The sequence below is a fragment of the Chryseobacterium lacus genome (assembly GCF_003336205.1).
In the GTDB taxonomy this organism is placed as follows: Bacteria; Bacteroidota; Bacteroidia; order Flavobacteriales; family Weeksellaceae; genus Chryseobacterium_A; species Chryseobacterium_A lacus.
The window spans coordinates 94,072-106,958 of record NZ_QPIE01000002.1 but is presented as its reverse complement, the minus strand read 5'-3'; the positions used below and the strand labels follow the sequence as shown (position 1 = coordinate 106,958).

Here is a 12,887-nt window from a genome sequence, read left to right as displayed (position 1 = left end):
CGGTTTTTCTTAATTTTGCGGTATGCAAAAAGAGTTCTTCGCCTATCAGGCACAAACTACCCAATTTGCTGCCGGTTTTGAAGTCGCCAAGGCGCAAGGCAGTTACATTTACGGAACCGACGAAAAAAAATACCTGGATTTTGTCGCCGGAGTTTCGGCCAATACGTTGGGACATTCTCATCCCAAAATTATTTCCGCTATAAAAGAACAGGCAGATAAATACCTCCATGTGATGGTCTATGGAGAATATGCACAGGAAATGCCCGTGAAATTATGTCAGCTTCTGGCAGAAAACACTCCCGAACCTCTGGAAGTTACTTATCTGGTAAATTCAGGAGCAGAAGCGATAGACGGTGCGCTGAAACTGGCAAAAAGATACACAGGAAGAGAAGAAATTATATCGTTTAAAAATTCCTATCACGGCAATACCCACGGTGCGCTTTCGGTTTCGGGTAATGAATATCATAAAAATGCTTTCCGGCCACTTTTACCTTTGGTGAATTTCATCGAATTCAATGCGGAGGAAGATCTGAAAAAGATTACAGAAAAAACAGCGGCTGTCATTATGGAAACTATTCAGGGTGCTGCAGGATTTCTTCTTCCCGATCATTCTTATATTCAAAAGCTGAAGAAAAGATGTGAAGAAACCGGCGCTTTGCTGATTCTGGATGAAATACAACCGGGTTTTGGAAGAACCGGAAAACTATTTGCTTTCGAGCATTACGGAATCGTTCCCGATATTCTGGTGATGGGGAAAGGTATGGGCGGTGGTGTTCCTGTTGGTGCTTTTATGAGTTCAAGGAAAATTATGGAAACGCTTTCGCATTCTCCGAAATTGGGGCACATCACTACTTTCGGAGGAAATCCACTCATTGCAGCGGCCAGTTATGCTACCTTGAAAGAAGTGCTTTCGAGTGGACTGATGAATGAAATTTCAAAGAAAGAACGGTTGTTTCGGGAGTTGCTTGTACATCCGAAAATTAAGAAGATCAACGGGAAAGGTCTCATGCTGGCTGTAGATCTCGGTTCGCCTGACTATACATTGAAGGTCGCCAAAGACTGTATGGGCAAAGGACTTATTGTCTTTTGGCAACTGTATAGAAATGAGTATCTTAGAATTTCGCCGCCGCTCACTATTTCCGAAGAAGAAATCCGCGAAGGTTGCCGTATCCTTCTGGATGTACTAAATTTTGATTAGATAAAAATCATATCTCTATTGTTGCATAGTTCAATAATTAATTTATATATTGCGCAACATTAAAAAGTGAACAATATGGCGAAGCAGAAAGTGCAGTACGAATTCCCAATGCACTGTCTTTCAGAGATTTTATATGAATATCTGGCAAGTGCAGAAGGGCTTGCGGAATGGTTTGCTGATGAGGTTGTGGAAAAAGGAGATGACTTCTATTTCAGTTGGGGAGGAGGGCCTGCCGAAAAAGCAACACTGATCCGCTACAAACCCGAAAGCTTCGTTCGTTTTCGTTGGGAAGAAGATGAAGGAACCAAAAATTTCTTTGAAATGACCATCGTTATCGATGAAATAACCGAAGATCTTTCCCTGAATATTACTGATTTTAGCGAACCTGAAGATCGGGAAGAAAACCGACTTTATTGGGAAAATCTAATCGAAAACCTTCAAATAAAACTTGGGGCAGCATAAACCCGAAAAACTCATTTTTAAAATACATGATGGACGAGAGATCGTTCATTTATTGTTTAAAAACTTCATAAAATGGCTCACAAATACTACGCTTCAGGAAATTTTGAACCTGTAAACCGTGCCTTCCTTTTTGGAGATGCAGTGAAAGTATCTTTTTTTATCAGAAACGGACAACTGATTCTGGCCGAAGAATGTTATTTTTTTCTGATGGCATCCATGCGCAAAATGAGAATGAATATTCCTTTGGAGTATACTTTCGATTTCTTTCGGGAACTCATCGTTCAACGGGTTTTAGAGCAGGGTGTGATGAATGCCGTGGTGCATTTTATGGCTTATCGGGATGCTGATGATCATCCGTTGCCCAAATCGGGAACGTCATTCTATTTTGAAGTTCAGGAAGTGGATGATGTGTTGGCGCTGAAGCCGGAAATTGAACTGGATATGATCAGGGAAATATCTGTCAATACCAATTTGCTCAGCAACATACGGGTGCATTGTCCGGAAAATGTGTATGCAGAAATTTATGCCCGGGAGAATGATTTAGATGATGTCATCCTGCTAAATCCGCAAAAAAGAATGGCCAGAACAAGGTTTGGAAATCTGCTGCTTTTACACAATAATGTTATTCGCGTTCCGAAGCAATCTGAAGGAGCGTATATTTCTCCACTCATGGAAAGCTTTATTACTTTTGTTCATAAAAATAATCTGGCAGAAATAGAACAGGAAGAAATGATTGCTTTTGAAACTCAAAAGGCCGATGAAATTCTAATGATTTCAGATGAGAAAGGAGTGTTTCCTGTAGGTAAAATTCGCAACAAAACTTTTGGATATTCTAGATTTTCAGAAATGATAGACCTGTGGAAGGCGACATTGCTCGTATAACTTCCTTCTTTGACAAACCCGGTAAACAACCTTTCGAGAAGTCATTTAGCCGGGTTTTATTGGTTGTATTCTCTTTAACGAAAATAGTGGGGGAATAGTATATTCTTCGTCTTTAACCTTTACGATTGCCGTCAGTTCATCGAAATATTTTCCGGCGCATTGGCCCAAATCAGAAATTCTCCACCCAGGTTTTGCATAATATTTTTCCACAGATGGTGGGTGCTAGGCGCTGTATACTCCAGATTGTACACTTCTACTACCGTCCAGAATTTTTTCTGAATTTCACCTTCGAGCTGCTTCGCTGTCCAGCCCGAATATCCTGAAAACACCTTCACTTCCTCCGTGCCCAGCCTTTTGTTCACCATTTCTTCTATGATGGTTTCGCTGTCTTCCGTCAGATAATATTGTTCATCAATACGTATATAAAGTTCTGTTACCGGAGTTCCTTTTACAATAAAAAAAATCTTGTTGTGTTCCACAGGTCCGCCTTCATAAATATCCACTGGGAAACCGAAAACTTCTGAAATACTCTGGCTGACGGTATCTTCCTTTTTATTCAGAATAATTCCGAAAGCGCCGTTTTCATCGTGTTCTACAATCAGAACTACAGAGCGCGAAAATATATCTGTAGAGATGTCAGGAGTGGAAATTAATATTTTACCTTTGTACGAATAATCCATAATAATCACCTTCTTTGTTCAAATGTAAAAAAAAGTATGGAAAACCTGCACGATAAAAGGAGAATTTATAGCAAATCTGAACTTTTGGAAGCGAATGTCAAGGCCAATCCGATAGAGCAGTTCCGCGATTGGTTTTCTGATGCTGAAGAAAACGGAAATATTTCTGAACCGAATGCGATGTCCGTCTCCACTATGGAAAACGACGGTTGCCCGAGAACAAGAATGGTGTTGCTGAAATCCTATACCTGGGAAGGTTTCATTTTTTATACCAATTATGACAGCCGAAAGGGAAAAGCCATCGAGAAAAATCTCAAAGCGTGTCTTCACTTTTTTTGGCCGCCTTTGGAACGGCAAATCATTATTAAAGCAGAAATGGAGCGGCTTTCTGAGAATTTAAGTGACGGTTATTTTGCATCAAGGCCGAAAGGGAGTCAGTTGGGAGCTTTGGTTTCCCCGCAGAGCACTGTGATTCCAGACCGGGATTTCCTGGAAAAGAAACTGGAAGAACTGGAAAAAGCTTTTGACGGAAAAGAAGTGGGACGTCCTGAAAACTGGGGTGGCTATTTGGCTAAACCTTACGAAATAGAATTCTGGCAAGGCCGCCCAAATCGCCTTCACGACCGTATTTTGTACGAACTTACTCACGATTTCGATTGGAAAATTTCAAGGCTGGCTCCCTGATGATTGCGTATTTTGAACTTCAATGATCTCGATAATTTTTATTTTCTCTAAAATTTTTTTCTCAATAGTTCTTGTTTAATAAACACAAAAAAGAGACAGCACTATGCCGCCTCTTCGTATTTTTCAGAATATCTGAAAATTATTTTTTCTTAGCACCCGCACCTGCAACAGCATTGGATAAATCTGCGCCCGGCTTAAATTTAGCCACTTTCTTAGCAGCAATTTTAATTGGTTTTTTAGTAGCAGGATTGATTCCTTGTCTTGCAGCTCTTTCAGCTACAGAGAAAGTTCCGAAACCTACCAGAGATACTTTTCCTTCTTTTTGTTGCAATGTAGACTGTACATTGGACATAAAAGATTCCAGAGCAGCTTTTGCAGCCACTTTTGTAATTCCGGCATCCTGTGCCATAGCATCAATTAATTCAGACTTGTTCATAATTTAAATATTAAAGTTAGTTGATTCGTTGTCTTGAGCAAATATAAAACAAAATTCAATTTGTGCAAATTATTTTGAAAAAATTAATGAAAATTTTATTAATATTTGGGGATTGCTTTGGAAATGATAATGACCTCCGACGCCAAAACTAAGGCTTTGCAACAGTTGGTTTTGCCCTGAACCCTTGTGGGTACTTATATAATTGTATTTTGATTCTTTTAGCGTAAGAATTGAGGATTTTCAAATTCTAAATATATCATAAAGTTATTTTGTTATTGTTGTTAGGTTGGCAACAGATAGATTCGAAACATAATAATAATGTAATGATTATAAAAAGTGAAATTCACTGGCTGAACTTGATGTTTTTGAATCAGTTCCAATATTTATTAATAAATTTGCGGCTATGTTAATTGAAGTTTTTAAATCAAAAATTCACCGTGTAAGGGTTACTTCTTCGGATCTGAACTATATCGGAAGCATTACCATTGATGAGGATCTTCTGGAAGCCTCGGGAATTATAGTCGGCGAACGGGTGTTTATTGTCAACATCAATAATGGTGAACGTTTTGATACTTATGCGATAAAAGGTAAAAGAAAATCTGGTGAAATCTGCCTGAATGGGCCTGCAGCAAGAAGAGTTCAGAAAGACGATATCATCATCATCATCTCTTATGCGCAAATGACCCCTGAAGAAGCTAAAGATTTCCAACCTAAAATTATCTTTCCCGACGAAAAAACCAATCTTCTCACTTAGTCGTTGTGAAGCATAACAAAAAAAATAATTCCCTGAAAAAGGTGCTTACCATTGTCATTTCACTGGCAGTGGCCGTTTTTTTTATGTGGCTTGCCTTTCGTGATCTGGAATTTGAAAAAATAAAAAGTTATTTTGCAAAGGCCAACTATTTTTGGGTAGCTGCAGCGATGGTTTTTGGAATTTTGGCCTATTGGTTTCGGGCGGTGCGATGGAACCTTTTGCTGGAACCGATGGGATACAGGATTTCTAACTCCAATGCTTTCTGGACTATTGCTTTCGGGTATCTTATGAATCTCACTATTCCCCGAAGTGGCGAACTGGCGCGCTCTACCGCATTGTATGGTGTAGAGAAAGTTCCGGTAGATAAATCTTTTGGGACGATCATTCTGGAAAGGGTAGTGGATCTGTTGTGTATGTTGTTATTTTTGGGCATCACCCTTATTTTCAAATATGATGCAATAGCTGCTTTTTGGATGTTTTCCGTAAATGGAAATAGTGAACCGGCAAGCTCTTCGGGAAATCTGTGGTGGATCCTGGGAATCGGAGTTTTTGGTGCAGTATTCTTTTTTGCCCTCAGGAAATTTTTAGAACAAAACGTTTTTTTTCGGAAAATATATGCTGTTGTGGATGGCTTGTTTCAGGGAATTATGTCGGTCTTTAAACTGAAAGAACCCGGAAAATTCATATTGTACTCTTTGGCCATCTGGCTTTGTTATTATCTGGCAGCTTATCTCGTGTGTTTTTCACTTCCGGAAACTTCCGGTTTTACTTTGGCTGACGGCGCTTTCATCATTGTCATTGGAACTTTGGGAATGATGATTCCGGCGAGCGGTGGTATCGGCGCTTTTCATTTTGCTTTGAAAATCGGGATTGGCGCTTTATTTCTCGCTATGGGAAAATCGTATGAAGAAGGAGCTGAAGTAGGTTTGGCCTACGCCTTTATTTCTCATACCATGCAACTGGTCATCATGGTAGTCATGGGATTTATTTCTATTCCCATGTTGGCACGAGCGGGTAGGAAATAAAAAAAAGCTTTCCACGAAAGCTCTTATATTTTTAAAAGTAGAAACGTCAATCTAATCGCCGTCCTGATACCAAATTGATAATCGCCAGAAGGATAATTGCGCCAACTGCACCTGTTAAAATCTGGCCGATAATTGCGGTTCCGAATAGCGACCCCAAAAGCCAATATCCGATGAATCCGCCAATGATTCCTACAATAATATTTCCCAGAAGTCCTAATCCGTAACCCCGGAAAATTAAGGAACCCAGCCATCCCGCTATTGCTCCGATAATAAGTGTCCATAAAATTCCCATAACTTTTATTTTTAGTGATTATACACTTCGTAAATCCACTATTATGCCGCATTCAAACGGAATGGAAATTTTGAAAAACAGCGAGTAAATCATAAAAGTTACTTCCCGATTCTTCCTAAATGAGTGTTTTTAAAATCATCAGGATATTTTAGTCCGTATACCAAAACTCTGTCAAAGGCGGTATGTGAGAAAAGGATAATGCCGGCCAAACTCAGAATATCAGAATCGATATAGTTTCCGACTATATAACAAAAAATTGCTGTTCCAAAATGATGAAACACGTTGTAACAGACAGCTCCTGTTTTAGTTCCGAAAAGATATCCCAACATAGAAATATCAGGAACAAAAAATAATGCCGGAAACCACCACCACGTGAATTCTGTTTCGGAAAACATCCATAATCCAGCAAAAAAAAGCATCAAATACTCAAGACGTAAAATTGTTTTCATGTAAATATTTTTCTAATGAGTATTCTTCCCGGTTTGGAATGTTACAGTGCTGTTCTTCAAAAATGTAACATCGTTTTCCGGTCAAAAAATGTATCTTTGCCCTCGAAATTTAAAAAGATTAAATATTTAACCGCACTCAATACGGAGTGCCAAGACGAACAAATTTTATGAATGCTCCACAAGCAATTATTGAAAAAATTCAATTAAAGGATGGTAGAGAGATTACCATTGAGACAGGGAAACTGGCAAAGCAGGCCAACGGATCTGTAGTAGTAAGAATGGGCGGAACGATGCTTCTAGCCACCGTTGTAGCCAATAAAGATGCTAGCCCGGGTGTGGATTTCCTTCCGCTTACCGTAGATTACAGAGAGAAATTCTATTCAGGCGGTAAGATTCCCGGAAACTTTTTCAGAAGAGAGGCAAGACCATCTGACGAGGAAATTTTAACAATGAGACTGGTAGACCGGGTATTGCGCCCGCTTTTCCCGGATGATTTCCATGCTGAGGTTCAGGTGATGATTTCCCTGATTTCTTATGATAAAGAATGTATGCCTGAAGCATTGGCTGGATTAGCCGCTTCTGCTGCCATCGCCATTACCGACATCCCTTTCAACGGTCCTATGTCTGAAGTGACAGTAGCCAGAATCGATGGGCAGTTGGTGATAAACCCAAGCAGAGAAAACCTGGAAAAAGCTGACCTGAATATCCTTGTAGGTGCTACCAAAGATTCTATCGTAATGGTTGAAGGTGTGATGGACGAGATTACCGAAGAGGAAATGATTGAAGCAATAAAATTCGGCCACGAAGAAATTAAAGTTCAGGTGGAAGCTCAGGAAAGACTTGCTGAAAGAGTAGGCAAGTCCTTGCCAAAAAGAGAATACAGCCACGAAACACATGACGAGGAAATTCGTGAGAAGGTGTGGAAAGAAACTTTCGATAAAGTTTACGAGGTGGCCAAAACACCATCGGCAAAAGAAGAAAGACATGAAAACTTCAAGGCAGTTCTTGAGGAGTTCTTAGCTCAATATTCAGAAGAAGAAGTGGAAACAGTGGAGCCTTTCGCGAAGATCTACTTTCATGATGTGGAAAAAGAGGCAATGCGTCAGATGATTCTGAACGAAAAGATACGTCTGGACGGCCGTACACCGGAAACCATCCGCCCGATCTGGTCAGAAATCGATTATCTGCCGGGTGCTCACGGTTCTGCCGTGTTTACAAGAGGTGAAACTCAGTCTTTAACAGCAGTAACTTTAGGTTCAGTTAAAGATGCCAACATGGTAGATTCAGTTGCGATTAATTACGACGAGAAATTCTTCCTTCACTATAACTTCCCGCCGTTTTCAACGGGTGAGGCAAGACCTTTAAGAGGAACATCAAGAAGAGAAGTTGGTCACGGTAACCTAGCACAGCGCGCACTTTCCAAAATTATTCCTGCAGAAAACCCTTACACGATCCGTATCGTTTCCGATATTTTAGAATCTAACGGTTCATCTTCAATGGCAACGGTTTGTGCAGGAACACTGGCTCTGATGGATGCAGGTGTCCAGATAACAAAACCGGTTTCCGGAATTGCAATGGGATTGGTAACAGATCCTGAATCAGGTAAGTTTACTGTACTTTCTGATATCCTTGGAGACGAAGATCACCTTGGCGATATGGACTTTAAAGTAACCGGAACAGCCGACGGTATCACCGCCTGCCAGATGGATATCAAGATCCAGGGACTTTCTATGGACATTATGGAAACTGCACTGAAACAAGCGAGAGAAGGTCGTCTTCATATCCTTGGCGAAATGCTGAAGACCATCGATGCGCCGAGAGCAGATGTAAAACCACACGCGCCGAAAATGGAAGTACTGGAAGTTCCGAAAGACTTCATAGGAGCCATCATCGGGCCTGGAGGAAAAATTATCCAGCAGATGCAAAAAGATTTCGATACTGTTATCGCGATCGAGGAGATTGGCGAAATCGGAAGAATCGAGATTTCCGGTGTGAACAGAGAAAACATCAACGCTACCATAGCAGCCATCAACGAAATCACTTTCGTACCAGTGGTTGGTGAAGTATACAATGGAAAAGTAGTGAAAGTAATGGACTTCGGAGCTTTTGTAGCGATTGCGAAAGGGACAGAAGGACTGTTGCATATTTCAGAAATCGACTGGAAGCGTACCGACAAAGTACCATATTCAGAAGGCGATGAAGTGGAAGTGAAATTCTTAGGTTTTGATGACCGCAAGAAGATGAAACTTTCGAGAAAAGTACTCCTACCAAGACCGCCAAGAGAAGAAGGAAAAGAAGGAGAGCGACGCGAAAACCGCGACAGCCGTCCGCCAAGAGGGGATAGAAGAGAAGGTGGAGACAGAAGAGGTGGAGGTGACAGAAGAGAAAACGGCGACCGCAGACAAGGCGGAAACAACCGTCCTTCACACAGCGGGAGAACCGATGAAAGGCCAGCCGGCGAAGATACCTTCAAACCATTGAACGAAGGAGAAAACCCGATTGACGAGAAGCCGGAAGGATTCTAATTAAAGGACTTTAGATAGTGAAACCACCGAACTTCGGTGGTTTTTTTTATGCACATTTGACTCCTACGGAGTCCGTGGGTGATGTCGGCAGTATTGAGGGATCTGTGATTCGGGTACTGCGGTGATCTGCATCGTTATGTCCTGTTCTGAGAGTTGCACAGCTCTTTTTTGTTGTGGAACTCGCAGTAGAGAATGTAATTTGTGTCCCAGTATCCGAGAGACTTCGGGGCGCATAGACTTCCCATAGCGTAAGGTGCAATAAAAACCCTCATCAATCTGTGAGGGTGTCATCATCTGCTTTGTAAAAATAATATTTACATTTCAGTTTTACAGCTTCTCAAATTTCGCCTGAAAGAATCTTAAATATTTCGGTTCATACACCATTTTCAGGCCTTTGATGTCGTTTCTTCTTTCATACACTCTGGCGGTGGATTCGGCAATAACGTCCATGTGCGCCTGTGTGTACACCCGCCGGGGTATGGTGAAACGTACGAGTTCCAGTTTAGGGTAGTAATTTTCGCCGGTGGCTTTTCTTCCTGCAGAAACGATTCCGCGCTCCATTGTCCGGATTCCGGCGTCAAGATAAATTTCTGCGGCTAAAGTTTGCGCCGGGAAATCGTCCTGTGAGATATGGGGCAGAAACTGTTTGGCATCTACGAAAATTCCGTGGCCGCCAATGGGTTTTACGATCGGGATTCCAAATTCTTTCATTTTATTGCCCAGATAAATCACCTGCCCTATCCGAGCTTTCATGTGCGCATCCTGTACACTTTCATAAATACCGATGGCCATGGCTTCCATATCTCTTCCGGCAAGTCCGCCGTAGGTATGCAAACCTTCATAAACGACAACCAGATTCCGGGCTTCTTCAAATTTATCCCAATCATTTAGTGCGAGAAATCCACCGATATTGACCAGAGCATCTTTCTTGCCGCTGAACGTTGCACCGTCGGTATAACTGCAGATTTCTTTTACAATTTCTGCGATGGTTTTCAGGCGGTACCCTTCTTCGTGTTGCTGGATGAAATAGGCATTTTCCGCAATGCGGGTCATGTCCAGCATGATTTTGATGCCTTTCTCTTCTGTATATTTTCGGAGTTCTTTCAGGTTTTGCATGGAAACGGGCTGTCCGCCGGCTAAGTTGACGGTAACTGCGACGCAGATGTAGGGTATCTTTTCCACTCCGTATTCCTGAACCAGTTTTTCCACTTTATTCAGATCTATATTTCCTTTGAACTGATATTCAGATTCCGGATCATGCGCTTCATCAATAATCACATCATGGAAAATTCCTCCGGAAAGTTCCTGATGGAGGCGTGTGGTGGTAAAATACATGTTTCCGGGCACAATATCTCCGGGTTTGATCATGATTTGGGAAAGGATATTCTCGGCTCCTCTTCCTTGATGGGTGGGCACGAGATATTGGTAGCCATAAACTTCTGAAACGGCATTTTCCAGATTATAGTAATTTTTGCTTCCGGCATAGGCCTCATCGCCGCGCATCATTCCGCTCCATTGTTCATCACTCATGGCGCTGGTTCCGCTGTCGGTAAGCAAATCGATATATACATCTTCTGATTTGAGAAGAAAGGTATTGTATCCGGCTTCTGTGAGCGCTTTTTTTCTTTGTTCAGGGGTGGTCATTTTCAAAAGTTCCACCATTTTTATTTTGTAGGGTTCTGCCCAGCTGTCTCTTTTTGGTAACATTGTTTTGTCATTTTAAGATTGAAAATTAGAGTTGTAAGGAATTTTATAATGAGAAATTCCTGAAAAAATTAAAATATAAGAGACAATAATCAGGTAGGTTTGCGCAGAAATTTTTTGTAGAGCAGTAATGAGAAAATGTCCAAATAAGCTTCGGAACACTTGATAAAATTTAAATCGGAAATTCTCATACCAACGATTATATGAAACAAAGGTAGCATTCGCTTTCTTATAAAATTCTGACTTTGGTCATAATTGGCGTATCTCTTGCAATGTTTTTCAAAATCAAAAAAAACATTATGAGAGCAAGACTTTTAAGAAAAGCCCTTCTGTGGGCAGCGCCATTGATTATCGGATTTATTGTTAAAAAAATTGAAGAAAGACAAATGAAGAAGCAAGAGGAAAAAGCCGGGAAGACTGCTTTCTGATCTTCAAAGAATCTGAGTAATCCTTTTCGGCCGAGATGAAAAAAAACCTCCCTTTGCGTAATAAAGGGAGGTTGTTAATTTTGGATTATCGGTTTTAGTGATTAAAGTTGACCATCCACTGAATGCCGAACTTGTCGGTCAGCATTCCGAAATAGGCACCCCAGAAAGTGTTTTCCATAGGCATAGTAATTTGTCCTTCTGCCGTCAAGCCGTTGAAAATACGGTCTGCTTCTTCCTTGCTTTCAGTATTAACGGAAACAGAAAAATTATTGCCTTCTATTAATTTTGCGGCCCAGTCGCCTCCGGTGTCACTTCCCATTAAGATGGTGTTTCCTATGGGTAAACCAACATGCATGATTTTGTTTTTGTCTGCTTCGGGAACCGAATATCCGTCGCCTTCGGGCATTTCGCCAAATCTTCCGATATACGCGAAATCACCTCCAAATACTGATTTGTAAAAGTTGAAAGCTTCTTCACAATTGCCGTTAAAAGTTAGATAGGTATTTACTGTTGCCATTGTTTTTGATTTTAAATTATATGAAAAAAGTTTCAAATTGCTTCAGGGAATATTTAAGAGGGTTGTCCGCCCATACCTGAAATTTATTCAATTTCCTGTATTTTTACATCTCCTTCAAATTCTCCTTTTATTTCAGGCCCAGAAGTAGTCTGCATTTGAAACTTTACTTTGAAATTATTTTCACCAATGCGCGCTACTGTGCATACTCCTGTAATCAGGTTATTGTAGGTATCCGTATGTTTTCCTGTGGTTTCAGTGTATTGGGATAACCATGGATCGAGTTGCCGGCTGCTGCCTGTTATTTTGTACTCGCCGTTCATCATCGTATTGAAAGGAAAGCTGATGCTTAATCTTACGGTGCGAACTGTGTTTCCCTGTTCTGAAGCGAAATCGAAAGTATAGTTGTTGGATTGGTTGGCAGCTGTGCTTTTATACCCTTTTAGATTTCCTTTGTTGATTTGGTATGTAGCACCATCTACAGTGAAATTACCCAGGTTTGGCAGTTCTTCATCATCACCGGAACAAGAAGACAACAGCATCGAAAAAGAGATACATAATAACGAAAAGAAGAATATTTTTTTCATAGAATAAAATTTTAAGCGAATCTAAATTTATTTTCCCAAACTGGCAACTCTCCATGAGGTTATGATGAGTAGAGTTTTAATTTTCCTGTTGGTTTATTCATGGTTTTGCGTAATTAAAATGGTGCTTCTGCCTACTATCACTGATTTCACGACCTTGATCAATTTGTTTAATAATGACTGTTTTTATCTATTTTATGATAATTTCATTTTATTTTCATATTAAAAATGAAGTATTGTTTGATTTTCGATAAATTATGTATACATTTAACC

General features: G+C 40.6%; 15 protein-coding genes. 8 read left to right on the top strand and 7 right to left on the bottom strand.

From position 1 onward, the window contains the following. The first annotated feature begins 22 nt into the window (after nt 1–22). The 3 genes from DQ356_RS02545 to DQ356_RS02535 all read left to right on the top strand — a co-directional run bounded on the left by DQ356_RS02545 (nt 23) and on the right by DQ356_RS02535 (nt 2,542). Nucleotides 23–1,198: an aspartate aminotransferase family protein gene (locus tag DQ356_RS02545; protein ID WP_114302908.1), complete on the top strand. Its 1,176-nt coding sequence runs from the start codon at nt 23–25 to the stop codon at nt 1,196–1,198. Nucleotides 1,199–1,273: 75 nt separating this feature from the next. Then, the gene (locus DQ356_RS02540; protein WP_114302907.1) at nt 1,274–1,660 is read left to right on the top strand and encodes an START-like domain-containing protein; all 387 of its coding nucleotides are present in this window, start codon (nt 1,274–1,276) and stop codon (nt 1,658–1,660) included. Between the two features lie 72 nt (nt 1,661–1,732). Next, the gene (locus DQ356_RS02535) at nt 1,733–2,542 is read left to right on the top strand and encodes an aminotransferase class IV (RefSeq protein WP_114302906.1); all 810 of its coding nucleotides are present in this window, start codon (nt 1,733–1,735) and stop codon (nt 2,540–2,542) included. A gap of 131 nt (nt 2,543–2,673) precedes the next feature. Here the strand turns inward: DQ356_RS02535 and DQ356_RS02530 are convergent, their stop codons facing one another. Then, nucleotides 2,674–3,222 carry a YqgE/AlgH family protein gene (locus DQ356_RS02530; protein WP_114302905.1) on the bottom strand — a complete coding sequence of 183 codons (549 nt, stop codon included), beginning with the start codon at nt 3,220–3,222 and terminating at the stop codon, nt 2,674–2,676. A 36-nt stretch (nt 3,223–3,258) separates the two neighbouring features. Here DQ356_RS02530 and pdxH point away from each other — a divergent pair, with 36 nt between their 5' ends. Then, nucleotides 3,259–3,903, top strand: a complete 645-nt coding sequence (gene pdxH / locus DQ356_RS02525; protein WP_114302904.1) for a pyridoxamine 5'-phosphate oxidase — start codon at nt 3,259–3,261, stop codon at nt 3,901–3,903. A 139-nt stretch (nt 3,904–4,042) separates the two neighbouring features. On the opposite strand, the gene DQ356_RS02520 is transcribed toward pdxH, so the two are convergent. Continuing rightward, complete coding sequence (locus DQ356_RS02520) at nt 4,043–4,339, bottom strand: HU family DNA-binding protein (protein WP_114302903.1); 297 nt, start codon at nt 4,337–4,339, stop codon at nt 4,043–4,045. A 403-nt stretch (nt 4,340–4,742) separates the two neighbouring features. On the opposite strand from DQ356_RS02520, the gene panD reads away from it, so the two are divergent. Together panD and DQ356_RS02510 are read left to right on the top strand one after the other, a co-directional pair. After that, nucleotides 4,743–5,093, top strand: coding sequence for an aspartate 1-decarboxylase (gene panD, locus DQ356_RS02515; RefSeq protein WP_114302902.1), 351 nt, complete (start codon nt 4,743–4,745; stop codon nt 5,091–5,093). 5 nt (nt 5,094–5,098) lie between these two features. After that, nucleotides 5,099–6,118 (top strand): lysylphosphatidylglycerol synthase transmembrane domain-containing protein, encoded by a 1,020-nt coding sequence (locus DQ356_RS02510; RefSeq protein WP_114302901.1) that lies wholly within the window; start codon nt 5,099–5,101, stop codon nt 6,116–6,118. Between the two features lie 46 nt (nt 6,119–6,164). Here the strand turns inward: DQ356_RS02510 and DQ356_RS02505 are convergent, their stop codons facing one another. Continuing rightward, nucleotides 6,165–6,410, bottom strand: a complete 246-nt coding sequence (locus DQ356_RS02505) for a GlsB/YeaQ/YmgE family stress response membrane protein (RefSeq protein ID WP_114302900.1) — start codon at nt 6,408–6,410, stop codon at nt 6,165–6,167. 98 nt (nt 6,411–6,508) lie between these two features. Then, nucleotides 6,509–6,859: a DUF4260 domain-containing protein gene (locus DQ356_RS02500; protein ID WP_114302899.1), complete on the bottom strand. Its 351-nt coding sequence runs from the start codon at nt 6,857–6,859 to the stop codon at nt 6,509–6,511. A gap of 167 nt (nt 6,860–7,026) precedes the next feature. Here DQ356_RS02500 and DQ356_RS02495 point away from each other — a divergent pair, with 167 nt between their 5' ends. After that, a complete protein-coding gene (locus tag DQ356_RS02495) occupies nt 7,027–9,384 on the top strand; it encodes a polyribonucleotide nucleotidyltransferase (RefSeq protein WP_114302898.1) in 2,358 nt (785 codons plus the stop codon). 327 nt (nt 9,385–9,711) lie between these two features. On the opposite strand, the gene DQ356_RS02490 is transcribed toward DQ356_RS02495, so the two are convergent. Further along, complete coding sequence (locus DQ356_RS02490; RefSeq protein ID WP_114302897.1) at nt 9,712–11,091, bottom strand: tyrosine phenol-lyase; 1,380 nt, start codon at nt 11,089–11,091, stop codon at nt 9,712–9,714. Between the two features lie 296 nt (nt 11,092–11,387). Here DQ356_RS02490 and DQ356_RS11385 point away from each other — a divergent pair, with 296 nt between their 5' ends. Continuing rightward, the gene (locus tag DQ356_RS11385; protein WP_262510888.1) at nt 11,388–11,516 is read left to right on the top strand and encodes a hypothetical protein; all 129 of its coding nucleotides are present in this window, start codon (nt 11,388–11,390) and stop codon (nt 11,514–11,516) included. Nucleotides 11,517–11,610: 94 nt separating this feature from the next. Here DQ356_RS11385 and DQ356_RS02485 read toward each other — a convergent pair whose 3' ends face one another. Together DQ356_RS02485 and DQ356_RS02480 are read right to left on the bottom strand one after the other, a co-directional pair. Next, entirely contained in the window at nt 11,611–12,033 is a 423-nt protein-coding gene (locus tag DQ356_RS02485; RefSeq protein WP_114302896.1) for a VOC family protein, read from the bottom strand. Between the two features lie 83 nt (nt 12,034–12,116). After that, a complete protein-coding gene (locus DQ356_RS02480; RefSeq protein ID WP_126723221.1) occupies nt 12,117–12,617 on the bottom strand; it encodes a hypothetical protein in 501 nt (166 codons plus the stop codon). Between the last annotated feature and the right edge of the window lie 270 nt (nt 12,618–12,887).

Excerpts from the sequence above, each read along its gene's own strand:
- DQ356_RS02485 (WP_114302896.1), bottom strand. The coding sequence starts at position 12,033 with ATGGCAACAGTAAATACCTATCTAACTTTTAACGGCAATTGTGAAGAA.
- DQ356_RS02495 (WP_114302898.1), top strand. The coding sequence starts at position 7,027 with ATGAATGCTCCACAAGCAATTATTGAAAAAATTCAATTAAAGGATGGT.
- pdxH (WP_114302904.1), top strand. The coding sequence starts at position 3,259 with ATGGAAAACCTGCACGATAAAAGGAGAATTTATAGCAAATCTGAACTT.
- DQ356_RS02535 (WP_114302906.1), top strand. The coding sequence starts at position 1,733 with ATGGCTCACAAATACTACGCTTCAGGAAATTTTGAACCTGTAAACCGT.
- DQ356_RS02545 (WP_114302908.1), top strand. The coding sequence starts at position 23 with ATGCAAAAAGAGTTCTTCGCCTATCAGGCACAAACTACCCAATTTGCT.
- DQ356_RS02490 (WP_114302897.1), bottom strand. The coding sequence starts at position 11,091 with ATGTTACCAAAAAGAGACAGCTGGGCAGAACCCTACAAAATAAAAATG.
- DQ356_RS02480 (WP_126723221.1), bottom strand. The coding sequence starts at position 12,617 with ATGAAAAAAATATTCTTCTTTTCGTTATTATGTATCTCTTTTTCGATG.
- DQ356_RS02520 (WP_114302903.1), bottom strand. The coding sequence starts at position 4,339 with ATGAACAAGTCTGAATTAATTGATGCTATGGCACAGGATGCCGGAATT.
- DQ356_RS02530 (WP_114302905.1), bottom strand. The coding sequence starts at position 3,222 with ATGGATTATTCGTACAAAGGTAAAATATTAATTTCCACTCCTGACATC.
- DQ356_RS11385 (WP_262510888.1), top strand. The coding sequence starts at position 11,388 with ATGAGAGCAAGACTTTTAAGAAAAGCCCTTCTGTGGGCAGCGCCATTG.
- DQ356_RS02505 (WP_114302900.1), bottom strand. The coding sequence starts at position 6,410 with ATGGGAATTTTATGGACACTTATTATCGGAGCAATAGCGGGATGGCTG.
- panD (WP_114302902.1), top strand. The coding sequence starts at position 4,743 with ATGTTAATTGAAGTTTTTAAATCAAAAATTCACCGTGTAAGGGTTACT.
- DQ356_RS02500 (WP_114302899.1), bottom strand. The coding sequence starts at position 6,859 with ATGAAAACAATTTTACGTCTTGAGTATTTGATGCTTTTTTTTGCTGGA.
- DQ356_RS02540 (WP_114302907.1), top strand. The coding sequence starts at position 1,274 with ATGGCGAAGCAGAAAGTGCAGTACGAATTCCCAATGCACTGTCTTTCA.